Origin of the sequence: Crocosphaera sp. XPORK-15E, assembly GCF_034931425.1 — a bacterium.
In the GTDB taxonomy this organism is placed as follows: Bacteria; Cyanobacteriota; Cyanobacteriia; order Cyanobacteriales; family Microcystaceae; genus UHCC-0190.
Map to the genome: position 1 here is coordinate 1 of NZ_JAYGHQ010000006.1, position 23,537 is coordinate 23,537.

The window sequence follows — 23,537 nt, forward strand, 5'->3', positions numbered from 1 at the left end:
GAGATTTACGAGAATTTAACCAATCTTTACGTTCTCTCAAAGCATAATTCCAGACTGAACGGCAGACATCCAAGGTGTTTTCAATAACCTCAATTTGCTGTTTATCTGGAATTAGCTTGTACTCGTAAGTCAGGGTTAACATTTCTCTGTAAAATTTGAATACTCTCCTATCGTAACCCCTTTACGCAGAATGTCAAGCTGCGTAAAGGGGTTAGGGGTTAGGGGTTAGGGGTTAGGGGTTGGGGAAAAATTCGGTTATAGTCTAATCTGCAACACATTCAAACCTAACCCCTAACCTCATCAACTTAGCGATTAAACAGGGGTCGCTGCTTTACGGGCCGCGGCTGCTTCATCAGGATGAATACCCAAACGGGTTAAATTGAGACGGCCTTTGTTATCAATTTCCCGTACTTTAACCACCACTTCATCGCCTACGGCTACCTCATCCTCTACTTTACCCACACGGCCTTCAGCCAATTGGGAAATATGGATCATGCCCTCTTTGCCTGGCAAAACTTCGACAAAAGCCCCGATTTGGATAATACGGGTAACACGGCCCACATAAACCTCTCCCTCATTGAGTTTGCGGGTCATGTTGTAGATAATTTGTTTAGCTCTTTCCGCTTTTTCCGCTTCAATAGCAGCGATCGTCACCGTTCCATCATCAGCAATATCGATTTTAGAGCCAGTTTGTTCCGTAATTCCCTTAATGGTTTTACCTCCAGGGCCAATGACAAGACCAATCATTTCTGGATCGATCTTCATAGTCAATAGACGAGGCGCATAGGGAGATAGTTCAGCGCGGGGTTTTTCGATAGTAGCCAGCATTTTTTCGAGAATATGTAAACGGGCGGGAAGGGCTTGTTTAATAGCTTGGGCCACCACTTCCATAGAAAGTCCCGTAATTTTCATATCCATCTGTAAGGCAGTGATCCCGCTATCGGTACCAGCGACTTTAAAGTCCATATCCCCTAAAAAGTCTTCAATGCCTTGAATATCCGTGAGGATACGCACCTCATCTCCTTCTCGGATCAGCCCCATAGCGGCCCCACTAACAGGCTTTTTAAGGGGAACTCCAGCATCCATTAAGGCTAAAGTAGACCCACAAACCGATCCCATGGAGGTTGAACCATTAGACGATATAACCTCTGAGACAACCCTCAACACATAGGGAAAATCACTTTGTAGGGGTAAGACAGGAAGAATAGCCCTTTCTGCTAAGGCACCATGACCAATTTCTCGTCGTCCTGGAGAACGCATAGGCTTGGTTTCCCCAACAGAGAAGGGAGGGAAATTATAATGATGGAGATAGCGTTTTTCATCTTCGGGATGGAGGTCATCGCCTAAATCTTGGGCATCTCCTGGGGTTCCTAGAGTCGCCAAGGATAGCACTTGAGTCAGTCCTCGGTTAAAGAGTCCGCTACCATGTACCCGCGCAGGTAAGAGGCCAACACGACAGGAGATGGGACGTACCTCATCCAATTTGCGACCATCTACCCGAACCCCGTCATTAACGATCTGAGAGCGCATTAATTTTTTGGTCAGATCTTTGTAGATGTTGCTAACCGCTTTCGGTTGTTCTGTGGCAGCTACTTTAATCGGATCTTCTTCAGGAAGTTCGGCGATCGCGCTTGTGATGGCTGTATCTTTAATTTCATCCAGGGCCGCATCCCGTTTGACTTTATCGAAATCGTATTGCATCAGGACTTTTTTAATGGAGTCAGCAGTGCGATCGCGGATAAACCCTTCTAACACTTCATTGACGGCTGGAGGTTCGGCCTTAACTAATTCCATACCCAACTCTTGCATCATTTCCTGTTGGGCTTTAATCAGATCTCTGACGGCCTCATAACCAAAGTCAATGGCTTCAATGACATCTTGTTCGGGGAGTTGGTTGGCCGCTGCTTCGATCATGACTACCCCGTCAGGACTTCCGGCCACCACGAGATCAAGATCCCCATTTTCCACTTCTCGGTAAGTGGGGTTAATAATAAAGTCATCGCCAACTAATCCTACTCTTACGGCTGCCATTGGCCCATAAAAAGGGATTTGGGCTTGAATCACGGCAATAGAAGCCCCTGTGACTGCTAAAACATCGGGGGGAACTTCTTCATCCATTGATAAAGTTGTCGCAATGATTTGAATATCATCCCGTAACCAGTGGGGAAATAGGGGCCGTAGGGGGCGATCAATCAGACGACTAATGAGAATGGCCCTTTCTGGGGGACGGCCTTCTCGCCGTAAAAACCCTCCTGGAATACGCCCTGCGGCATAGAGTCTTTCTTCATAATCTACGATTAAGGGCAGAAAATCTATGCCTTCTCTTCCTTTGGCCCTGGTTGCTGTCACCAAAACTGCCGTATCGCCGGACTGAATTAAGACTGCTCCCCCTGCTTGGGGGGCTAACAACCCTAACTTGAGCCTAATATCCCGTCCGTCAAAAGATATTGACTTGTCAAACTCTTGCATGTAGCGTTTGTTCCTTTTTTGTTATCACGTTTCTTCTTCTGTCGCAATCCTAACATTTTTAAGGAACCTAGCGCGATGGTTTTATGGCCGTAACTGTCGTTACTTCCTTAAATGATGATTCCCCTTAAACTATCTATGAGGGAATCTTTACCTAGGATGAGGCGTTATGTTACTAAATAGGAGTCTAAATCATGGTCAATAGTAAACTTTTAGATACTCAAGCAAAAATTGTGATTATCGGTGGTGGCTTTGGCGGTTTATATACGGCCAAAGACCTCAATCATACCTCTGTTGAAGTTACCCTCATTGATAAGCGAAATTTCCATCTTTTTCAACCCTTACTTTATCAGGTGGCTACAGGAATTCTGTCTCCGGCGGATATTTCTTCCCCGTTGCGCTTGGTGTTACGTCAGAACAAAAATACGAAGGTTTTGTTAGATCATGCCATTGATCTTGATCCTCAAAAGAAACAGGTTATATTAGCTGATCATGAACCCATTCCCTATGATATTTTGGTGTTGGCCACGGGAGTCAGTCATCATTATTTTGGCAATGATCAATGGTCTACTTTAGCCCCTGGCCTCAAAACTATTGAAGATGCGATCGAAATTCGTCGCCGCATTTTTATGGCCTTTGAAGCTGCGGAAAAGGAAACTGATCCCGTAAAACGTCAAGCTTGGTTAACCTTTGTCATTGTGGGTGGTGGCCCCACCGGAGTCGAATTAGCAGGGGCGATCGCAGAAATTGCTCACAGTGCGATGAGTGGAGATTTTCGCAGTATTAACTCCAAAGATGCCAAAATTTTATTGATTGAAGGGTTAGAGCGGGTCTTACCTCCCTATCCTCCTGAATTATCGGCCAAAGCGGCTGAGGACTTGAGGAATTTAGGAGTAACAGTCCAAACCCAGTCTATGGTTACGGATATCAATGACCACATTGTAACGGTGCGTCAAGGGGAACAAATCAAACAAATCGCCTCCCGTACCATTTTATGGGCTGCCGGGGTGAAAGCGTCGAAAATGGGTAAAGTTTTGGCAGAACGAACTGGGGCAGAATTAGATCGGGTAGGACGGGTGATCGTTGAGCCTGATTTAACTGTACCAGGATATCCTGATATCTTTGTTTTGGGTGATTTAGCGAATTTTGCCCACCAAGGGGAACGGCCTTTACCTGGGGTTGCACCCGTAGCTATGCAACAAGGGGCATACATTGCTAAATTAATCAAAAAACGCCTTAAAGGGGAGTCTTTACCTCCATTTTCCTATGAAGATTATGGAAATCTGGCTGTAATTGGTATGAATAAGGCGGTGGTTAATTTAGGATTTGCTCAATTCTCAGGGTTCCTTGCATGGTTTATTTGGGTTTGGGCCCATATTTACTATCTCATTGAATTTGATAATAAATTGGTGGTGATGGTGCAATGGGGTTGGAATTATTTCACCCGTGGCCGTGGGGCCCGTTTAATTACGGGAGAAGGGGAAGGAAAACTCAAGGTTAAACCCCAAGAAATGCCATCTGAACTAACAGAAAATCCAACCCCTGTGATTCGCTAATATTTCTGTGTATAAGAAATCGGGTTTCTCTTAGAAACCCGATTTCTGGGTTCCCTGTTCCCCTTAAGAAACCCGATTTCTAGGTTCCCTTCACTTATCTAACAGCAATCCCCTCAAACCTGACGATATAGTATCCATCTCCATCCTCATATATGAATGACAAGCATCTTCTGATCCCAAAATCGCCAAGATATCCTCAGTCTTAGGCAGCGTTCCCCCTCGCAATCCCACATATTCGTGAAAGCTCGAAAATTCCCAATCCTGCGGCTGCTTCACTAAGCCCGCTTTCACAGGATTCCAGTGAATATACCTCGACAAATTTAATAAATATTCTGTGCGATCAACTAGAATCGCCTGAAACCGCCCTTGGAACAAGGAACCAACCCGATCATATCGCCGATTCATCGCCTTTGTGTAAGACAAGGAAAAAGCTTGCATCGCAGCAGAAAGATCTGCTGTTTTGAGGCAAACTAAAAGATGATAGTGGTTAGGCATCAAGCAATAAGCAATAATATCTAGGGTTTCTGCCAGTAAATATCTACGAAGCGATCGCAGAAAAAAAAGATAGTTTTCCCTTTCAAAGAAGATATTCTGACGATTATTCCCCCGATTATAAATGTGATAATATTGTCCTGCTTGAAAGATAGTTTCACGATAGGGCATATCGAGTTTCTGGATTAATTCAATCATCATAACGTCTAAGAAACCGAGTTTCTTCAAGAAACTCGGTTTCTGTTCCAGTGTTAAACTTAAGATAGCATAGAAAGAACTTTCAGAATTGGAATTGATGCCAAAACTATTATCAAAAGAAGAAAGTAGGGGCTTAATATTATTAAGCCACTACTGACTTCTGACTTACTAAAACGCATTTTAAAGACGTTTCAGCTTAGCCGCACCGATGAAACTACTTAGGATCGTTTTGAACACAATTGATAGTTCGTAAAATGGCTGCAGTAGTGTAATCACGCTTTGCGGGCTGATCGGGAGCAAATGTTTCTCCTTCTTCGTTGACAGGGGACGCAATACCACAATAGGCAGACATTTGCCTGGTTAGCTGTTGATTATAGCCTGAAACATCGGAGAAGTTAATAGTTTTTTTGGTGGCATTGAGAACGGTTTCTTTGCCTAGTTTTGCCTTAAGAAGTTCGGCTGAGCGACGGAGAAAACCCAGCAATTCTGCTCTAGTAACGTAGTCAGTCGGTCTAAAATTTCCGGTGGCGGTTTCTTCGGGCAGAATATTCCATTGGGCCCAATTAATTTTAGCCGCACTCCAGCGAGATTGCTCAACGTCTAAAAAAGGTTGAACTCGGTTCTTGGGTTTTGCGTTAATATTAATGGCAACAAGGGTATTCAGTCCATCAACGATCATAGAAATTGCTTGTTCTCGCGTCACTGAATCTTGAGGGCGAAAAGTTTGATCAGGAAACCCTGAAACAACTAGCATATTCGCTGCTTTTTCAATTTCCGATTGATAGGGATTACCCTTAATATCGGTAAATTTCTGCGCTAAACTTACTCCTGTTAAAGCCATCCAAATCCCGGCGGCAGTTGTTATGACTTGTATTTTTTTAGCTAACATTCTTAATTTTCTCCTTGGGCTTTAACGACACAAAAATTCGAGGATTTTTCTTAAAAAACCGAACATTCGCCTTTGATAGACTTATTTCTTAAATGAAGACGAGAGCCGAGCAAATTCGGTTCCCATTCCCCCTTATCAATGGACAATTGACAATTGACAATTGACAATTGGTTAATTTGGTTTAAAACCTCCTCTTTTAAGGGGAGAAATTAAAAAATTTTTCCTTATTTTCAATCCTCTACCTTTTAGGTAGAGGTAATTGTCAATTGTCCATTGTTCATTGTCAATTGTTGAATCTAAAGCCAATTACCGACTAAAATATAAGCTGACCAATAAAAAGGATGCTTATACCAGGGATTTTTTAACATAGCTAATTGTGCTTGTCTTAAGGCTTCTGCTTTTGATGATTTTTTAGTGGCTAATTGACGATAAAATTGTTTCATAATTACTGCCGCAGCTTGATCATTTACTGACCATAAGGTGGCTAAGGTACTTCTCGCCCCGGCCCGCACAGCAAACCCCGCTAACCCTAATGCAGCGCGACTATCTCCTGATGCTGTTTCACAAGCACTTAAGATTAATAGTTCAATGGGGTTATTGCCTCTGGGGTCATTTTCTTTCAATAATCTTTCTAATTCTAAGACATTAATTAAACTATTCCAAGCAACTAAAAATGTCTTGTCAAATTCTGAGCTAAATTGTCCATGAGTGGCTAAATGAACAATGGGAAAATAGCTATTTTCTAAGGTCTTTCGTAGGTTGTTAACGGTAAATTCTTCATTCAGTAAAACGGTAGTAGGAACTTGAGATTGAACGGACTTTAATTCTTGTTTAACATAAAATAAAGGAATTAAGCCTTCTTTTTTAACTGTTTCTGTTAAGCCGGAAAATAAGGTGTTTAATTGCTGATTCTTTAAGGGTTGAGGGGATAATAAAGTCAGGCCAGGAGTCAAGGCAACTTGATAGTTTTCAATTAGATATTTTTGCCCATCATATAAAGCACTCATGGGAATATTTCTAAATACTCCATCAGGCACAAAAACTAAGGTTTTGATTTTAGATTTTTCCAGATGAGAAACCAAGGGTTTAACTAACCATTGATAAAGGGTTTGACCATAATCAAAAAATTCTCTTTGACTACGAATAACTATATGATAGCGAAATTTTCTAACAATTTCTTCTAATTCATTTTGAGCAATTTGTGTCACATTAACTTCTAATGGTTGATTAGGTAAACTGGTTAAAACTACTAGGCGATCGCGTAATATTAAGGGATATAAAATAGCCGCAGAAGGATCGATGTTACTAATATCAATCGGTTGACTAACTACACAAATATCCTGAAAGAAGTTATTTAATTCAGCCGCTTGTAAAGCTTCTATTTGTTTTCGAGCTTCTTTTAAATTGTCTTGTTCAACTAATTCTTGATTATTTTGGGGTAGTAATAAACTTAGTAATTCTCTGTAAACTGGTTCAACTTTTTCTCTAAAAGATAACTGAAAATCTCTATTATTAATTAAATCAACAGTGACAGATTTTAAAGTTTTAACCGCTTCTAAATAAGCCGTAATTGCTGCTTCTTTTTGTCCAGCAGCAGCAAAAATTCTCCCCAGTTGCCACTGCAAAATATAGGTAATATCATCTGATTGAATAGCTTGAGATTTCATTAAAGCTTGTTCCGTTAAATTTTGTGCTTTTTCCCTAATTTTTTCTGTTGTCAAAGTCAGTTTATTAAGATCAGAAAAATGATAGGTGATTGAACAATCTATTAAAGGAGATAAATTGTTTTTACAAGTTTGGGTTAAAGCTAATATTTCATAAAGTTTTCCCTGATCACCTAACCCATAAGCTTCCCCCTGACGATAATTAATTAATTGGGAATTTTCTTGTACTTGTTTTAATAGTGCTTCAATTTTTTGCCAAGAAGGTAATTTATTAGAAGCAACAGCAATTTTACTCCAAGTTAATAAAATTGATGCTAAATAAAGTTGAGAATCAATTTTAGTTTGATTAACCGGAAAGTCAGCTAAAATTTTCTCAATTTCTTCTACAATAGTGGCAGCTTCTAAAAAGTATTTTTGTTGAATTAATAAGTTTAATTGAGCTAATTGTGCTTTTAATTGTGTCTCACGGGTAACAGCTTGAGTGATCGCCTGTTGATAATTTTCTTTCGCCCCTTGAATATCCTTCTCTACTTCCAAAATTTGACCTAAACTAAACAAAATAGAAGTTTTTGTCTCCTCACTCGGTAACTGGGTTAAGATGTATTCTAAAATAGTCTGAGAACCATCTAAATTGCCCTCTTGACGCAATGTTTGAGCTAAACTGAGCCATCCAGCTTGTTCGAGGGGAGTCAAAGTTTTAGGCAGTAAAGGAGTTAAACTATTAGAGGTGAGATCCTGACAATTAAGGGGGCTATCAGCTAAGGTATCCAACAAATGACGGCAAGCTCGCTGATACAAACCCAAGGCTTGTAATGCCCTTCCTTGGTTAATTTTGGTGCGTAAAATGCCAGCATTGTCTTTGATTTTCTCATAAATGTTGGTGGCTTCTTCCCAACTGGATAAGGCGGATAAACCATCTCCTCTACCTAAGAATAATGTTCCCTGAATGTTTAAAGCTTCGGCAAATACAGGTGTAGCCTCTATTTGCGCTTTTTTGGACTGTAATAGCTCTAAACTCTGGTTAATAGCGGTTTCTGCCTCCTGCCACTCTCCCAGTTGAGCATAAGCTAAAGCGAGATAACCGAGAATTCGTGCCTGACTGATTATTTCTCCCTGTTGTGCATAGTTTTTCGCGGTTTTTTGCCAAATATCAATAGCTTGATTGATTTGTCCCTGTTGATACCATTCTTTTGCCTGTTGTTCCTCAACTTCAGCAGAAGATGCTATCACTTGAGAATAGAGAGGAAAATAGCCAGAAGAAAGAGTCAGGGTTAAACTAAGGCATAGCAACAGTAAAAAGCGAAGAAAACGAACTAACATATCATTGACCTAAGATCGCTTCCATTTCCCGAAACTCTGCCAAACTTTGTTCTGCTGCTTCTTCATCTAAAATACTTAAAGCAAAGCCTACATGAACAATCACATAATCCCCAATTTTTACATCAGGAACATAAGCTAAACTAACTTCTTTAATTACGCCCCCAAAACTAACTTTTCCTTTTCTCAGCAAAGGTTCATCTCCGCTAATACTAACTACTTTTCCAGGTACGGCTAAACACATTTTTATTATTCCCTCAAATTTATAGCTAAGTCTTACCTTATTTTTGTAACACAATTCTTCAAAAAAAACTGCATTAAAAGAATCTATCATTGTATTCTTAACGAGTTGTTAAGATTTAAAAAATAAGGCTCCACTTAAAATTTTAAGTGAAGCCTTCTCAGGGATGGAGAAAATTATGTTAAAGAATAAAAAATTCCTAATTCTCCATATTTTGTCAAGTTAAGCATCCTGTTCAATGTAGATAAACAAAAGCCCCATGACAACAAGTGGCATCAGCCAAGTGATGGTGGGAATTAAAATCCAAGGTAGGTAAGACGCTGCATAAGCACCAGTCATGTGATTATTCTCCTGTGAGTTTTCTTTTGAATTTGGTCAAGAACTTTTTCAAAAATTTGAAACAACGAGAACCGAATTAGCTAGTTTCCGGGTATTTTTAGTTAACTAAGCCACGGAAAATCGCATCAATGGTAGAAAACTTGTCAAGCAAGAAATAGGCCATAAAGGCACTACCTGTACCACCAAGGAAAAAGCCGCTGGCAAATAGATTCCAACCTTCAGAGGTTTCCATGGCATCTGTTTCGGGAGCGCATTCAGTGGCACTCTTGAGAGAGACTAAACCATGTGCATTGAGTCCCATGGTACCGATGATCACGATCGCAATAGCGGTTAATAAAGCAGCGAGATAGGGATCAGCCGAGAAATCACGGCCAGGCCCTAAAATAATTTCAGGTCCAACCAAGAAATAACCGTGAGCAAGTCCCACTTCTAAACCACGCCCTAGGGGGGAGAGTCCTTTGCGATAAATGGGAAGATTATAAATGAATGCTCTTGTAAAGCCAGAGTCAGAAATGGGGGTTGATAAATGACCAGTAAAAGGGTCATCATTGTATGCCTTGACCATCTGGGTGTATCCAGTTTGTGCCATTTTTCTTGAGTCCTCCTGATTTTTGTGAATAGGATGCTTGACTTGTAAGATTACATTTTAGGGAAGAAGGCGCAAGCCAATGTTAAATTTAGCTTTAACGTTAAAAAAATTTATGAATTTTTGTATTTAAGTAAAGATTCTTTACATTTTGCCCCTCATTGCCGCAACAAAAGAGGTAAAGTTAAGAATCGGTAAGCACTCGTCACAATCAAGAGCTTTATTACGATGGATATAATTGGACATGGGGGTGATCCTCAAGTTGGCAACCTAGCCACCCCTGTTAATGCTTCGGGGTTGTCTCTGGCTTATATTAGAAATCTCCCGGCCTATCGTCAGGGTTTATCCCCTAACCGTCGCGGTTTAGAAATTGGTATGGCCCATGGTTATTTTCTCTTTGGCCCCTTTGCTTGGTTAGGCCCCCTACGTCATACGGAATATGGTAATACTGCTGGTTTATTGGCAGCAATTAGTCTTGTCTGTATTTTAACCATTGCCCTCTCTTTTTATGCCGCTGTGGGGGTTGGTCAACCGATCGCTACTTTGACAACACCGAAACCCCCTGAAGACTGGGGAACTGAAATTGGTTGGAGTGAATTTGCCAATGGTTTTTTGATTGGCGGTTGTGGTGGCGCACTTTTTGCCTATTTTCTCGGCCAAACCCCCTATATTGACCTACTTCAAAAGATTTTAGGTTAGTAGGAAGAAAACACTAAAACATTGATAACCCACACCTTGTTGCTTGTTTGAGTGATTGGTGTGGTTTTTTTTATCTTGATGTCGCCAGAATACCTTAATCTTCTGCAAGTTAGGGATGAATGGCGACCAATAAATAAACCGACCAGAGGGAGTCCATAAAAAATAGTGGTAATTTAACCAATTAACCACTACAATAAAAAAAGGAAACTTAGATTTTTAGTCAAAAAAACCCACGTTAATAATGATTTTAGCTTACAAGTACAAGTTAAAACCAAAACTATCTCAAGAAACCATAATGACTAACTGGCTAGATCTGCTCAGAAGTCATTACAATTTTTGTTTAAAAGATAGAATAAATGCCTACGAACAAATTAAATACCCCAAACTGGGCAACTACTCAGACTTAAAGACAAAAAGCGAATGTTGTCCTCTAACTTGTTCGATTTCCAATAATTCGGGATTAGGAGAACCTTTTAAGAAATCAGGCAAAAAGCGCAATGCCTATGAAATGCAATCGTCAGAATTAACTTTTTTAAAAAAGTCTAGACCCTGGTATAAAAAGATATACAGTGCTGTTCTGCAACAAAATTTAAGAAGATTAGATACAGCTTTCAAGAACTTTTTTGATGGAAGAAGATACCCTAAATTTAAAACTCGTCAGAGATTCAAAAGTTTTAGTTATCCCCCTAGACAGATTAAACTAAAAGAGAATAAAATCTATCTTCCCTCTATTGGGTGGATGAGATTTTTAAAGTCTCGAAATATCCCCGATGGCTTCAACTTAAAAAGTGTAACGGTTCGTCAAAAAGCTGATGGATGGTATGTTTCTATTACCATAGAAAATCCAAATATTCCTCAATCAAAACCACTAGATTTAAACCAAGTCAAAACTGGGATTGGCTGTGATTTAGGTATTAAAAAACTTGTAGCTTTAAGTAATGGGAAGCTTATAGAAAATCCTCAATTTGAGAAACAACTGTCTAAAAGAAAAACTTTGAGACAGCGTAGGGCTTCTCGAAAGAAAAGAGGGTCGTCTAATGAGAAGAAAGCTTACGGAAAATTAGCCCGTATTGACCAAAAAATAGTTAATCAAAGAGAAGATTATCAATGGAAAATCGCTCACCACCTAACTCGTTTAGCTGATGTCATTGTTTTAGAAGATTTGAATATTCAAGGAATGATTAGAAAATGTCGAGCTAAACAGGATGAAAACGGCAATTTTCTTAAAAATGGACAATCAGCAAAAAAAGCTTTGAATCGATTAATTAGAGATTGTTCTTGGGGAAACCTTAAACTCAAAATACAGTCGATAGCTGCAAAGTTTGGCTCTATTTGTTTAGAAGTAAACCCCAAATGGACATCTCAAAAGTGTTCCCATTGTGGACACATTCAAAAAGAAAACCGCAATAAAGAACACTTTTTGTGTCTCAATTGCGGTTTTTTTAGTGATGCAGATATCCAAGCATCAATTAATATTGGACTGAAAGGAATTGAAACTCTTAGAATTAGTCCATCCAAGCTACTTCGGGTCACGGAGAAAGTTACGCTCAAGCTTGAAGCAACAAGCTCGGCCAATGGTCGGGAAATATCAGTCTCGTCGGAGATTGAGCCTGGGAACCCTCAACAGTTAAGTCTGTTTGAGTGGGTGAATGGGGAAGCGATTCCCTGTTAGAATCCCCACCTTCAGCTTTTAGCAAGGTGGGGTTCTTCAAACAATGGTCAATGGTAAACGCGATCGCAATTTCTTATGACAACAACTAAGACAGAAACCCAAGCTCAAGAAAACAAGGAACCCTTTCTTGATGAAATGCCTGATGAAGTGGAGATGTCTATATTTGATCATCTCGACGAACTACGAACAAGGATTTTTTATGGTTTAATTGCGGTTGTTATTGGCATGATCGGCTGTTTTATTGTCGTTAAACCTTTAGTAAAATGGTTAGAAGTTCCCGCCCAAGGGGTTAAATTTTTACAACTTGCCCCAGGGGAATTCTTTTTTGTTTCGATCAAAGTCGCAGGTTATAGTGGATTATTAATCGCTAGTCCTTTCATACTTTATCAAGTTATGCAGTTTATTTTACCAGGTTTAACTCGTCGTGAACGTCGGTTATTAGGCCCTGTTATTTTAGGCTCAAGCGTCCTGTTTTTTGCGGGAATTGGCTTTTCTTATTGGGCCTTAATTCCAGCCGCTTTAAACTTTTTTATTACTTATGGGGCTGATGTTGTTGAACAAGCTTGGTCAATTGATCTTTATTTTGAATTTGTTTTATTATTAATGTTTAGTACGGGAATTGCTTTTCAAATTCCGGTGGTTCAATTAATCTTAGGAAACTTAGGCATTGTCTCATCAGAACAAATGTTAAAAGGATGGCGTATCGTTGTTTTAGGAGCAGTTATTTTAGGAGCAATTTTAACTCCTTCAACCGATCCCTTGACTCAATCTTTATTAGCAGGGGCTGTATTAGGTTTATATTTTGGGGGCGTTGGTATGGTGAAATTAAGCGGTAAATAACGTTAGAAATCATCTAAAATCCATTCAGAACTTTTTTCTCCTAAATCTAAAGGAATACTCACCGCTTTTCCTAAACGGGGACGCTCATTCGTGGTTTCTAAATAAGCTTTGATTTGTTCTAAACTTCCCCAAGCAGTTAAATAATTAGAGATCGCATTAAGATGTTCAAAGTATTCTTGCTCAGATAAGGGAAAAGATGCTTGTTCGAGATATTTCCACATAACTTGACAATAAATTTTGCCCTTGACTCGTCGCAGTTGAATATCATAAGATCTTCCCCATTTACTGTACAAAAGTTCGTGTAATTCCTGGCCTGTCATAATTCCTTATTCCTCACTAAATAAAATGTCTTTTATTTACAACCCTTTACAGTATAAATTATTATAGTATTTTTTTCATTCATCAACCTGAAATGACTGCCAAATTTTGTATTTTCATACCTTCAAAGGTTTTTCAAATTGAAAAGCATTTCCTTGACAAGTTAGAGACATGGATGACTGAATATCAAGCTATAGAATACAATAATTCTGGTTTGTCTAGTTATTCTCTGTTAACCTTGTCAGAATTTATTAAACGCCCAGATGTTAATTTAGACTTGCCAAATAAAATTTATAATCGCTATCATGTAATTGATTGGGAATTTTATTTTATGCCTTCTCATATCCTGAGATCTTTTGTATTCTGGTTAGCTGAAATCTATGTTTATGGGGAGGTGGGATTATTAAAATATTGGTCAGATCAACTTAGGCGTTTTCCACCGATTAAAATTAGTAATACACAGCAAAGTATTTTTGATTTATCTGCTGATCAGTTACCCTTAGATCAACTCTTATTTTTTCCATTAAAACAATAAAATGAAACTAATTGAGTTATTACCATTAAGGGAAAAACAACGACAAATACTACATCAAAATTATCAAATTCTACAAGAAGAAATCGATAAAATTGGAAAAGAATATGAGCAAAAATCTTATGAAGAACTATTAAATAGTGACGAAAAAAACATTATAATCACAACTGCTGATCATTTAGAAATTAGCCTATCTGTGGAAGTTTATAATGTGCAAAAAGATGGGACAATTTGTATTTGTATTGATGCTGATGGTTTACCAACAATATTTAGTATTAAGCCATCTTATCAGTTCTACAAACGTCCTGATGGTTCAGTTTATTATTAATAATGATTTATTGTGTTATTTATTTTCAATAAATCAGCCGGAGTGTTACAATTAAATAGGCTATTAGAATCACTAACGGGAAGTTCTTCAACCCACTTATTTTTTAACCATCCTTGAAATGATCGCCCTCCTGAGTCAATAAAGGTTTCTAAGTCCTTTAAACAACAACGGCGATAAAAACCAGATAAGGGTTCCCACCCTTTAGCATGACGGGGTAAACAGGCGATCGCTGCTGGTGAAACCCTTACTAAATAGCTTAACCATTGTTCGATCTCAGGGGCGTTTAAATTCGGCAAATCACAGGCCAACAATAACACCCATTCAGTTTTAATGTATGTCAATGCTTGAGCAAACCCCACTAAAGGCCCTTGAGTATCTCCTGATAATAAGGTTTCTCGCAAGAGATGACAGGAAGGAGGCACGATCGATTGATAACGCTCACTCCAAGGGGTAATAATATAAATGGGGTCTGCTATAGCTTGAATCAGTGTTGCAGTCTTTTGCAGCAAGGGAACACCCCCAACCTCAAGCAGTGCTTTATCTTGTCCCATGCGAGAACTTTTTCCCCCGGCTAAGATAATGGCACTCAGGCTAAGATTAAGAAATGTTTCCATATTTGACAAAAATGATCGGGCCGATGATTTCCCTTTTAAACTTATGTTGGGGGAATTAATCTCGTTAAAGCTATGAACGATGTCGATCATGACCCATTTCAAGAAAAAAAGCTACAAAAGTTACAACAAATAATCTATCTCATCCCTGTAGTCGGTTGGATACCTGCACTCTGGACTGTATCTCGTCATCAGGGAAGTCGTCAAGAATTATCTGCTAGTCGTGCGTCTATTCGACTAACTTTGGTTTGGGCGATCGCTTATGGTTTGTTATGGTTTGGCTCATTACAAGCGTCGGAAACCTTAACATTAAGATTACTCTATTTCAATGGTTTATTGACATCAGGCTACGTTTTGGTTAGTTTAGGGTTCATGTTTCGCGTTTGGCAGAGAAAAAATTAAATCATGAAAAATGAGTCAATGGGTTGACCCCCCGACACCCCTTTGCCCCTCTTCCTTGGCGCCTACAATGTATAGAAGCTTGGCACGAGATGGAGAGCGTCTAATCCCCAGAAATTAGAACAAGGAATTTTTCATCAAATCTCTGATCAGATTATCTCGGGCCATGATTTGCTGCATGGTATCGATTAGGTACTTGATGACTTGTTCCCGTTCGAGATTTTGGAACTCTTGTTGTAAACATTGCAGTTCAAACTTTTGTTCTAACGATAATTCAAAGACTGTTGCGTCCATGATAACCTCCGTAACTGTAATGATGGATGGTGATATTTAACTGAGGGATAGCCCTATTTGGCTAAGTTGCGAACGACATTCGTTTTAATCATCAGGAGTCGTGAAGCCTGAAGCAAAAGCTCCATTGCTTGTTCCCGACTCATGTTGGTAGCTGCATCACTAATGCGTTTCATTTCAAATTGTTGCTCTAAGGTTAAATCACGAGAGATCGGTTCCATAATGACTCCTGTTAGGAAAGATTTGGTGTTAGGACTGGCCAGAGAAACTTGGTTTCTCTGTTTTGTCTTTATATAAAGCAATGTAACAAAGATTTGACAGAATGTCTACCTTGTGTATAATCAATGCTCACAAGTCCGTTTCTAGTAAGGTTCCCCACTACTATTTAGATTACCCAGATCCATGAGATGACTAAGCATATAACATCATTTTTAGCAAGCTTTTTGCTAAAGAGTTGCTCAAAGTGAACAAAAGTTAAGAGGTATACAAGGAAAGCATCAAAAAACCCTGATTATTTTTTGTCGAATCATTTGACGAATAGTCTATACAATCTGTAATAATCTAAGAGGGCAGTATCAGTTCAATCCATCTCAATCGGCAGAACTGGAAAAAGCCGAGTCTCAATGATGACCAATCACGCCACTAGCATCGTTAAAGGAAAGTCAATTTTGACAGCAGGAGCAAAGATTGCTAAAACAAATATCTGTGATCAAGCAATGATGTCGTTGGGAAGTTATTTGCCTAGTGCAAAGCAAACTCAATCACTCATAGCTTGCTGCTGGCGAGTTAACCAAATTTTTTTTCAACTCAATTACCGGAGGTATATCTAATGCCCATTCGTCTATATGTTGGTAACTTACCCAAAGAAAACATCGAACGCCAAGCTCTGCAAGATTTATTTGTAGATGCGGGGGAAATCATGTCCATTAAAGTGATCAAAGATCGCAAAACGGGCAAATGTCGGGGTTTTGCTTTCGTCACCGTGGCCACTGATGAAATGGCTGATGATTTTATTGGAAAATACAATGATCAGCTTTTTATGGATAGCCCCCTAAAAATCGAAATAGCCAATCCTCGCGCGAAAGGGAAAGAAGATGAGGAGTCTACCCCGACAACCAGCAGCGCACCTGCTCCCACCCCTAAACCAGCTACTGCGAAAAAAGGTAGCGGTAGCGGCGGCGGTGGCAAAAAACGCGGCGATCGCAGTCAAAAAGCCCATCAAAGTTCTAGCAACGAAGGCTTTCAACCTGATCCTCGTTGGGCGGATGAGCTAACGAAACTAAAAGAAATGCTGACAGCGGCTGCTAATAACTAAGGGATGGAAAATTAAGATAAGGGATGGATTATTTAGCCAGAGATAGTTGATCAAAGGCTGACTCATCCCCTATTCTTATTTCTGGAAATTAAAATTTCAGCCAATTATTGATTATTAAGGAGCGTAGGAATGTCAGATCCAGTTGAGATGATGAAACAAGAGGTAGGAAAAGCTGCCGCCGATCGCGTTAAGTCTAATTCAGTTGTCGGTTTAGGGACAGGCTCCACTACTGCCTATGCTATTCAATATATTGGTGAGCGTCTACAGTCAGGGGAACTTAAGAATATTGTCGGTGTAACGACATCTTTTCAGGCGGAAGTGTTAGCCCGAAAATATAATATTCCCTTAAGCACTTTAGATGTGGTGGATCGCATTGATATCGCCATTGATGGGGCCGATGAAGTTGATCCCCAGAAAAACTTAATTAAGGGGGGTGGGGCGGCCCATACTCAAGAGAAAATTGTTGATAGCTTAGCTGAACAGTTTATTGTGGTTGTAGATGCTAATAAACTGGTGGATAAGCTAGGGTCAACCTTTTTGTTGCCTGTGGAGGTCATTCCCAAAGCGGTTGTGCCTGTGATGCGAAAATTAGCACAACTGGGGGGCAAACCAGAGTTACGCATGGGGGTGAGAAAAGCGGGCCCCGTTGTGACGGATCAAGGTAATCTGGTCGTTGATGTGAAGTTTGACAGTATTGATGATCCCGCTACCCTCGAAAAAACCATTAACAATATTCCTGGTGTCCTGGAAAATGGCTTATTTGTGGGGGTTGCTGATGTAGTCTTAGTGGGAGAAATTATTGATAATAAGCCAGTTGTACGGGAACTGTAATAATTTCTCGTAAATAATTCAGCTTAGGGGACAATTTTTCCCTTGTCCTCTTTTTTGTCTGGTAATAAGTTCAAATTACTGATTACCTGTTCAACCTGAAACCTAGTGGCCACGGACATCTTGATAGAGATAGAAGTTAAAGACATCAAAGAGGCCGCCAACCATTCCACAAGTGATGCCAATGGTTAACACTCCTTGAACGGGGTATCCATCACCAAAGACTGAAAGAAAGGACAAAATTTGGCTTTCTCCAATTTGCCCCACTAAGGCAACCCCTGGAATGTAACTAACCGCTATCAGTGTCCCTAAGAGTCCCCCTAGTAATAATACAGGGGTAACAAAGCTTAGTAACACACTTAGAAAGAGGGAACGAAATAAATTAGACACAGTGGTCATCTCCTAATTAGTACACAAGAACGATCTTTCTCTGAGATCAATCGCGCCTGCTCCTCTTTTACAATATGCTGAATTCGTTTGTCCAGAGCCGATTGTCACAAAATCTTAAAAGTTTATTAAAAAACTTGATAAAAGTCTGTTACATGATATGAACAAAAGGCAACAATACTACGTTTCATCAACCTAGTCTTACAAGATGTTAATTTTTGTTAATTTTTGCCATGTAGTGTAAACTTGACATGGTTTGCTTTAAAGATTGTTCTCTGGAGTATGTCAACATTCAGACAAAGCCTATGTTTTCCTCGCCCTCTCAATGGCTTCATTTCAAATCAGCGTTATGCTGTGGTAGTGGTGTGCTGATGGCCGTTTATGGACTGATTACCGTTCAATCTGTTTATGGCGATAATTCCACCGAATACCAGACCTTAGAGACAACTGAGATCAAACGTTCTATCAAATGTCAGTCTCCCGATGTTGAATTAGCTTCTGACGCGGGAAGTTTGGGACTAGGGACTAAAAATGTCATAAATACGGCTCAAAATACTTCTTTAGCTTTAGAAAACTGCTTAAATGGGGTTATTCCTCTGGAAAATGGGGCAACAACACAAAAAATCATTGTTTCACCCGCTACCTTTCCTGAGTTGTGGAAAATAGCCTCAACTGCTAGTAATACCGTTGAGATACCCTTTCCTAATATTCATCCGAGTGCGAGAGGGGCCAAAGTTCCCATCTTCATGTATCACGATATTTTGCCCCGTAAGGAAGTCTTTTTTGATGTTACCCCCGAAGAATTAGAAGCCCATTTTAAATATATTCAAGAACAGGGTTTAACCCCAATTAGTATTGATTTATTATTAGACCATTTACAAAAAGGCGTTCCTTTACCTGATAAACCTATTTTATTAAGTTTTGATGATGGGTATGGGGGACATTATAAATATGTTTATCCGTTGCTCAAAAAATACGGTTATCCGGCGGTTTTTTCGGTTTATGTCACCAAGATGGATGGCAAAACTGCCCGTTCTAGTTTAACCTGGGAACAATTAAAAGAAATGGCCGCTGACCCGTTAGTAACCATTGCTTCTCATACTATTAAGCATCCGAGAGATTTACGGGAATTATCGGATGATGAATTATTTCAAGAAATCATCACATCTAAAGAGACTTTTGAGCAAAGATTAGGCATTCCGATTAAATATTTTACTTATCCTGAAGGGAAGTATGATGCTAGGGTGAAACAATGGACAATGGCAGCAGGTTATAAAATGGCCTTGTCGATGGATGATAATCAAGAAATTTTTGCCGGTCAATCTCCTGATTTATTAAGTATTGGACGGTTTGGACAATCACAATTAACCGTTATTGCTCAAGAAGCTTGGGGTGGTTATCCTGGGCCAAAAGAAGATGGGGGATTTGATTTTACAATGGAGATTAGTAAGCGAGATCATAAAATTGATGGCATTAATTTAATGGTAATTAATGGCGGCAAACCTGGTACTATTCACGCAGACAGCCGTTATCAAGTACCAGAAATTATTGCAGGTACAGATGCAATGGCGGCAGTTGATGGGGCTTTTTTCTCATTAAAATATCTTGATTCCAATGTAATGATTGGCCCTGTAATGAGTCAAGGGGGAGAATTTGTGCCTGGGAATGCCAGTGAAAACCCAAGATTGAATGGTAGACCTTTAGTTTTAATCACTGATAAATGGGTTAAATTTGTGCCATTTGATGCGGAAATTCATAACACTTGGAAAGAGGTTCAAGGGGAATCTCATGACGGGGAATTAATCACAGATGCCTTTGTTGGGGCTGCTTGGTTAGTGAGAGATTCTCAGGCACAATCTTATGAAAGTTTTGGCAATTTATTTGATTTTTATGTTCCCAGACATCGCGCTTTTTGGGGTATACATCAATCAGGACAACCGATGATTGGGGTGTCAAAAGATCCCGTTGATTCGATACAATTAGGGGAAATTTTACAGAAATTAGGGTTTCGAGATGCCATTATGTTAGATTCTGGTGCGAGTACATCTTTGGCCTTTGAAGGACAATCTGTGGTGGAATATACTCCCCGTCCTGTTCCTCATGTGGTGGTGTTATTTCCCGCCTTATCTGCACTTTTAGAAACTAAGAAATAAATAGTTTTTTTGTATTAGATGGAGCTAAGCTGTTAAGCATTTAAACCGCGTATTTTGGAGGCTGAACCCCTTGACGGGCTTAGATCGCTATGGAAATTTGAATGCTTAACAGCTTATCTAGGGGTCAACGGCCGTTGACCCCTAGTTGCGCGTCTTGTTATAAAATACATAGATACTAATATGGTATGGCAACAACACAACAAAAAAATTGTGTTATACTCAAAGATGAAGAGTTCAACCAGAAAAAAATGATAAAAATAAATAAATATAAAATATTATGTCTATTCCAAAATTCGAGAAAAACGGCAATTTACCCGCCGGAATTCATCTTGCTACCTGGCAAGAAGTTGAAAATATTTTAGGCTTTGGTAAACGTCGTCAAAAGCTTATCGCAGGACTAAAAATGGCTTGTGAACCTTTAAAAAATGCTGGCTGTCGTAAAATTTATATCGGTGGCAGTTTTGCAACTAATAAAAGATGGCCACAAGATTTTGATATCTGTTGGGATGAGGAAGACGTTAACCTGGTACTTTTAAACAGTTTAGAACCCATTTTATGGGGAAATAGAGTTAACCGCGCTGCTCAAAAAAGTAAGTATGGTGGTGAACTTTTTCCGGCTAGTATGATAGCTGATGAATTGGGTTAGACTTATCTAGAATTTTTTCAAAAAGATAGGAATGGTAACAAAAAAGGAATAATTCAGTTTAATCTCTAGCCCAAAAATATATACTCGTAAGGCTAAAAGCTATGTACTTCTATGATTTGCAATGAACGCCAATATGGTATTACAAAAAAAAGAATTAGGGAATTCGAGCTAAAAACAGCCGAATTAAAAAGTCGTTCATTTTCTGATAATGATGAAAATGAAAAATTGCGTTATGAATTATATCTTAATAACTTCGAGAGTACCCTGGAAGAATTACAAGAGGAGGTACAAGAATATGAAGCATTAAAAAGCGGAAAAATTCAACAATTGTTTTTAGATGAATTCAGTAAATTACCCGAAGCACTGATTAAAGCGAGAATTGCTAAAGGACTAACCCAAGAACAGTTAGCAGAATCTTTAGACCTTAAACCGCAGCAAATTCAGCGTTATGAAGCTACTTTTTATGAGAGTGCTAGTTTTTATCGAATTTTAGAAGTAATGGATGCTCTCAATATTAAAATTAAACAGGAGATTATTTTAAAAAAGATATAGTCTAATTTTTTGTAGGGACAAGGCATGAGCAAATTTTCTGGTTAAACTATCTTCTTATTATTGCCTTGTCCCCAAAGTTTTCTTATTACACTAAGTCGCAAAATGCTTTGATTTATTTTGCTTGTTAATTAAACACACTTAAAAGCTAAACAATAATGCTTTTTATATTAAGATTGGGCAAGGCAAAGTATAAAAATTTACGATGGGTAGAGCAAGTTTTTTGATGCCTTGCCCCTACACAAATATTGGACTTTTTTCTAATTACTTAATTAAACATAAATAATAAAGCCACATATCAATATTAGAACAGAGATGCTGTTTATTTGTGATTTCTTGACCAGTTTTCCAGGAATAAACTTTGATATCATTAAAAATCCCTTGCAGTTGTTTAATTTGTTCTATTGGTCTAATATAATAAGTTTTTAATCGAAAATTATGGGATTCATCCCGAATAATGGCATAAGGATAATTATGTAATTGTTGATAGGTTAGAGGACGATTAAAGAAACGTAAAAACGCGAACATCACTAAATTAACATAGGTAAGGATTGGGTTAATATTAAGGTGGTTTTGCCAATTAAATTCTCGTTCAATTCCCTGAAGATTATGGGTTGAAAAAAAGAAATATCCCCCAGGTTTTCCAACTCGACTAATTTCTTGAAAAACTTGTAATCTATCAGCATGGGACATATAATCAATGCCATTAAAACTGAATAAAATAAAGTCGAAGTAATTATCATTAAATCGACTGAGATCCCTAGCATCTCCTACTTCTAATAAAATTGAGGAATCATTAGAAAATTTCTGCTGACAAGCGGCAATCATTTCAGCAGAATAATCAATCCCAATATATTGCTTAACCAACCTAGCAAAGTATTTTGTTGTTCGTCCTCCTCCTACTCCAATATCCAGCATTGTCATACTTGATAATTGCCCTTTAAGAAGGTTTAAAATCGTTGCTTCAGCAGGTTGTAGTTGGCTTAATTGTGCATAATAACTAACAATATCATTGGCTTGATAAGTAGTTTGATTGGTATCATTAATCATTAATACCTAAAACCCCACATTGTCCTTGCCAACGTAATAAATGATCGCATAAAACTAAGGCCACCATTGCTTCTACCATAGGTACGGCCCTAGGCAAAACACAGGGATCATGTCTTCCTTTTGCCGCTAAAGTGGTTTTTTCTTTATTTGTGGTAACTGTTTTTTGTTCTTTGCCAATGGTTGCGGTAGGTTTAAAAGCAACACGAATAATGATATTTTCTCCGTTACTAATACCTCCTTGAATACCTCCAGATCTGTTAGTTGTTGTGCGAATGTTTCCGTTATCATCAATATAAAATTCGTCGTTGTGTTCGCTTCCTGTTAATAAAGTACCCTCAAACCCTGAGCCAATTTCAAACCCTTTACTTGCAGGTAAAGACATGACTCCTTTGGCTAAATCTGCCTCTAATTTATCAAAAACTGGTTCACCAAGTCCTCTGGGAACATTGCGGGCTACACATTCAACCACACCCCCAATAGAGTCTTTATCTCGTCTAATTTTATCGATCAAATCTATCATTTTTTCGGCTGTTTCTTGATCGGGACAACGAACAATATTACTTTCAACTTGTTCTAGGGTAACGCTATTGGGATCAACTATTCCTTCGATGTCTTTGATGCGTTTAACATAGCCAATAATTTCTACATTAGCTACTTGTTGGAGGATTTTTTTTGCTATTGCCCCTGCTGCAACTCTGCCAATAGTTTCTCTAGCAGAAGATCGCCCCCCTCCTTGCCAATTTCTGATCCCATATTTGGCCTCATAGGTTGCGTCTGCATGGGAGGGACGAAACTTAACGGACATTTCATCATAATCTTGTGATCGCGCGTCTTTATTACGGACTAAAATAGCAATGGGGGTTCCCAATGTTTTCCCTTCAAAGACACCGGAAATAATCTCACAGGTGTCCGTTTCTCGACGGGGTGTGGTAATCTTACTTTGTCCGGGACGACGACGATCTAAGTCTATTTGAATATCTGCTTCTGATATTTCTAAACGGGGGGGACAACCATCAATAACCACACCGACTCCTCCTCCGTGAGATTCGCCAAAAGTGGTAATACGAAATAGATGGCCAAAGCTGTTACCCATATTTTTGTGTCAAGTTGAATAATTCTCTTTTAATAGTTTAGCATTTTTGGGAATATTTTTGATACTTAATTCTTCTTT

27 protein-coding genes are annotated in these 23,537 nt (G+C 39.0%); 12 read left to right on the plus strand and 15 right to left on the minus strand.

Going from position 1 to position 23,537, the window contains the following annotated elements:
- A partial coding sequence (locus VB691_RS06540) for a helix-turn-helix domain-containing protein (RefSeq protein ID WP_323291013.1) occupies positions 1-142 on the minus strand: 142 nt, incomplete at its 3' end.
- 170 nt (positions 143-312) lie between these two features.
- The gene (locus VB691_RS06545; RefSeq protein ID WP_323290672.1) at positions 313-2,469 is read right to left on the minus strand and encodes a polyribonucleotide nucleotidyltransferase; all 2,157 of its coding nucleotides are present in this window, start codon (positions 2,467-2,469) and stop codon (positions 313-315) included.
- A 191-nt stretch (positions 2,470-2,660) separates the two neighbouring features.
- Here VB691_RS06545 and VB691_RS06550 point away from each other — a divergent pair, with 191 nt between their 5' ends.
- Positions 2,661-4,022: an NAD(P)/FAD-dependent oxidoreductase gene (locus tag VB691_RS06550; RefSeq protein WP_323290673.1), complete on the plus strand. Its 1,362-nt coding sequence runs from the start codon at positions 2,661-2,663 to the stop codon at positions 4,020-4,022.
- A 90-nt stretch (positions 4,023-4,112) separates the two neighbouring features.
- Here the strand turns inward: VB691_RS06550 and VB691_RS06555 are convergent, their stop codons facing one another.
- The 6 genes from VB691_RS06555 to VB691_RS06580 form a co-directional block, all read right to left on the minus strand.
- Positions 4,113-4,715: an REP-associated tyrosine transposase gene (locus VB691_RS06555; RefSeq protein ID WP_323290674.1), complete on the minus strand. Its 603-nt coding sequence runs from the start codon at positions 4,713-4,715 to the stop codon at positions 4,113-4,115.
- 211 nt (positions 4,716-4,926) lie between these two features.
- Positions 4,927-5,601, minus strand: coding sequence for an S-layer homology domain-containing protein (locus VB691_RS06560; protein WP_323290675.1), 675 nt, complete (start codon positions 5,599-5,601; stop codon positions 4,927-4,929).
- 296 nt (positions 5,602-5,897) lie between these two features.
- Positions 5,898-8,585: a CHAT domain-containing protein gene (locus VB691_RS06565; protein WP_323290676.1), complete on the minus strand. Its 2,688-nt coding sequence runs from the start codon at positions 8,583-8,585 to the stop codon at positions 5,898-5,900.
- 1 nt (position 8,586) lies between these two features.
- The gene (locus VB691_RS06570; protein ID WP_323291014.1) at positions 8,587-8,826 is read right to left on the minus strand and encodes a HypC/HybG/HupF family hydrogenase formation chaperone; all 240 of its coding nucleotides are present in this window, start codon (positions 8,824-8,826) and stop codon (positions 8,587-8,589) included.
- A gap of 219 nt (positions 8,827-9,045) precedes the next feature.
- Positions 9,046-9,162, minus strand: coding sequence for a photosystem I reaction center subunit VIII (locus tag VB691_RS06575; RefSeq protein WP_323290677.1), 117 nt, complete (start codon positions 9,160-9,162; stop codon positions 9,046-9,048).
- A gap of 97 nt (positions 9,163-9,259) precedes the next feature.
- A complete protein-coding gene (locus tag VB691_RS06580; protein WP_323290678.1) occupies positions 9,260-9,751 on the minus strand; it encodes a photosystem I reaction center protein subunit XI in 492 nt (163 codons plus the stop codon).
- A gap of 225 nt (positions 9,752-9,976) precedes the next feature.
- Here VB691_RS06580 and VB691_RS06585 point away from each other — a divergent pair, with 225 nt between their 5' ends.
- The 3 genes from VB691_RS06585 (at position 9,977) to tatC (ending at position 12,959) form a co-directional block, all read left to right on the plus strand.
- On the plus strand, positions 9,977-10,447 hold the full coding sequence (locus VB691_RS06585; protein WP_323290679.1) for a photosystem I reaction center subunit XI: 471 nt from the start codon (positions 9,977-9,979) through the stop codon (positions 10,445-10,447).
- 295 nt (positions 10,448-10,742) lie between these two features.
- The gene (locus VB691_RS06590; protein WP_416244792.1) at positions 10,743-12,119 is read left to right on the plus strand and encodes an RNA-guided endonuclease InsQ/TnpB family protein; all 1,377 of its coding nucleotides are present in this window, start codon (positions 10,743-10,745) and stop codon (positions 12,117-12,119) included.
- A 75-nt stretch (positions 12,120-12,194) separates the two neighbouring features.
- The gene (gene tatC / locus VB691_RS06595; protein ID WP_323290681.1) at positions 12,195-12,959 is read left to right on the plus strand and encodes a twin-arginine translocase subunit TatC; all 765 of its coding nucleotides are present in this window, start codon (positions 12,195-12,197) and stop codon (positions 12,957-12,959) included.
- Between the two features lie 2 nt (positions 12,960-12,961).
- On the opposite strand, the gene VB691_RS06600 is transcribed toward tatC, so the two are convergent.
- Complete coding sequence (locus VB691_RS06600; protein WP_323290682.1) at positions 12,962-13,279, minus strand: DUF3067 family protein; 318 nt, start codon at positions 13,277-13,279, stop codon at positions 12,962-12,964.
- 173 nt (positions 13,280-13,452) lie between these two features.
- Between VB691_RS06600 and VB691_RS06605 the strand changes: the two genes are divergently transcribed.
- Complete coding sequence (locus tag VB691_RS06605) at positions 13,453-13,812, plus strand: hypothetical protein (RefSeq protein WP_323290683.1); 360 nt, start codon at positions 13,453-13,455, stop codon at positions 13,810-13,812.
- A 1-nt stretch (position 13,813) separates the two neighbouring features.
- Entirely contained in the window at positions 13,814-14,137 is a 324-nt protein-coding gene (locus VB691_RS06610; protein WP_323290684.1) for a hypothetical protein, read from the plus strand.
- Here VB691_RS06610 and VB691_RS06615 read toward each other — a convergent pair.
- The gene (locus VB691_RS06615; protein ID WP_323290685.1) at positions 14,134-14,751 is read right to left on the minus strand and encodes a molybdenum cofactor guanylyltransferase; all 618 of its coding nucleotides are present in this window, start codon (positions 14,749-14,751) and stop codon (positions 14,134-14,136) included. The genes VB691_RS06610 and VB691_RS06615 overlap by 4 nt on opposite strands.
- Positions 14,752-14,823: 72 nt before the next feature.
- On the opposite strand from VB691_RS06615, the gene VB691_RS06620 reads away from it, so the two are divergent.
- The gene (locus VB691_RS06620) at positions 14,824-15,150 is read left to right on the plus strand and encodes a hypothetical protein (protein WP_323290686.1); all 327 of its coding nucleotides are present in this window, start codon (positions 14,824-14,826) and stop codon (positions 15,148-15,150) included.
- Between the two features lie 114 nt (positions 15,151-15,264).
- On the opposite strand, the gene VB691_RS06625 is transcribed toward VB691_RS06620, so the two are convergent.
- Both VB691_RS06625 and VB691_RS06630 read right to left on the minus strand, forming a co-directional pair.
- Positions 15,265-15,441 (minus strand): NblA/ycf18 family protein, encoded by a 177-nt coding sequence (locus VB691_RS06625; protein ID WP_323290687.1) that lies wholly within the window; start codon positions 15,439-15,441, stop codon positions 15,265-15,267.
- Positions 15,442-15,494: 53 nt separating this feature from the next.
- Positions 15,495-15,659 (minus strand): NblA/ycf18 family protein, encoded by a 165-nt coding sequence (locus tag VB691_RS06630; protein ID WP_323290688.1) that lies wholly within the window; start codon positions 15,657-15,659, stop codon positions 15,495-15,497.
- A gap of 608 nt (positions 15,660-16,267) precedes the next feature.
- Between VB691_RS06630 and VB691_RS06635 the strand changes: the two genes are divergently transcribed.
- On the plus strand, positions 16,268-16,753 hold the full coding sequence (locus VB691_RS06635; RefSeq protein ID WP_323290689.1) for an RNA-binding protein: 486 nt from the start codon (positions 16,268-16,270) through the stop codon (positions 16,751-16,753).
- Between the two features lie 129 nt (positions 16,754-16,882).
- Positions 16,883-17,584, plus strand: coding sequence for a ribose-5-phosphate isomerase RpiA (rpiA, locus tag VB691_RS06640; protein ID WP_323290690.1), 702 nt, complete (start codon positions 16,883-16,885; stop codon positions 17,582-17,584).
- Between the two features lie 102 nt (positions 17,585-17,686).
- Here the strand turns inward: rpiA and VB691_RS06645 are convergent, their stop codons facing one another.
- The gene (locus VB691_RS06645) at positions 17,687-17,980 is read right to left on the minus strand and encodes a hypothetical protein (RefSeq protein ID WP_416244796.1); all 294 of its coding nucleotides are present in this window, start codon (positions 17,978-17,980) and stop codon (positions 17,687-17,689) included.
- Positions 17,981-18,273: 293 nt separating this feature from the next.
- On the opposite strand from VB691_RS06645, the gene VB691_RS06650 reads away from it, so the two are divergent.
- The 3 genes from VB691_RS06650 to VB691_RS06660 all read left to right on the plus strand — a co-directional run bounded on the left by VB691_RS06650 (position 18,274) and on the right by VB691_RS06660 (position 21,319).
- Positions 18,274-20,121, plus strand: a complete 1,848-nt coding sequence (locus tag VB691_RS06650; RefSeq protein ID WP_323290692.1) for a polysaccharide deacetylase family protein — start codon at positions 18,274-18,276, stop codon at positions 20,119-20,121.
- Between the two features lie 277 nt (positions 20,122-20,398).
- A complete protein-coding gene (locus VB691_RS06655; RefSeq protein WP_323290693.1) occupies positions 20,399-20,767 on the plus strand; it encodes a DUF6932 family protein in 369 nt (122 codons plus the stop codon).
- 111 nt (positions 20,768-20,878) lie between these two features.
- Positions 20,879-21,319: a helix-turn-helix transcriptional regulator gene (locus VB691_RS06660; RefSeq protein WP_323290694.1), complete on the plus strand. Its 441-nt coding sequence runs from the start codon at positions 20,879-20,881 to the stop codon at positions 21,317-21,319.
- 261 nt (positions 21,320-21,580) lie between these two features.
- Here VB691_RS06660 and VB691_RS06665 read toward each other — a convergent pair whose 3' ends face one another.
- The gene (locus tag VB691_RS06665; protein ID WP_323290695.1) at positions 21,581-22,366 is read right to left on the minus strand and encodes a class I SAM-dependent methyltransferase; all 786 of its coding nucleotides are present in this window, start codon (positions 22,364-22,366) and stop codon (positions 21,581-21,583) included.
- Positions 22,359-23,459 (minus strand): chorismate synthase, encoded by a 1,101-nt coding sequence (aroC, locus tag VB691_RS06670; protein WP_323290696.1) that lies wholly within the window; start codon positions 23,457-23,459, stop codon positions 22,359-22,361. Before aroC ends, VB691_RS06665 begins: the two co-directional genes overlap by 8 nt.
- Positions 23,460-23,537 lie beyond the last annotated feature (78 nt).